General features: G+C 52.1%; 1 pseudogene. It reads right to left on the reverse strand.

The features are described 5' to 3' along the window. A pseudogene (locus E0D98_RS25705) lies at positions 1 to 507 on the reverse strand (protein ImpB); the annotation flags it as partial.

Here is a 507-nt window from a genome sequence, read left to right on the forward strand (position 1 = left end):
TTTCACTGTTTTTACGGGGCTGGATTTCATCAAATAATCCCGGCTGCGCTATACCCGATGGTGTGAAATCAGCCAGCATGACTCCTGCCTTCATATAGCGGTACCCTTCACGCCAGACATGGTTTAAGGCCCTGCATGCGGCGGCAATAATGTCCCGGCTGTCCTGTGTGGGCAATGAAAGCTTTTCCACAGCGGCATTGCTGTAACAGGGTTCTTTTACTGCAAAGGGGGATGTCCGTACAAATGTCGTCACCTGCCGGCAATACTGACGTTCCCCACGTAGTTTCTCTGCGGCCCGCTCTGCATACTGAACAACAGCCTGGTGCATGGCATCTTTGTCTGTGATTCGTTCACCAAAACTGCGACTACAGACAATCTGTTGTTTTGCCGGTGGTGCTTCTTCCAGGGATATGCAGGACTCGCCGTTGAGTTCGCGTACCGTACGCTCAAGAATGACGCTGAAGTTTTTCCGGATGAATGCCTTGTTAGCCTGCGCCAGCTGCAGTG

This window comes from Escherichia sp. KCJ4928 (assembly GCF_004352695.1).
GTDB lineage: Bacteria > Pseudomonadota > Gammaproteobacteria > Enterobacterales > Enterobacteriaceae > ECMA0423.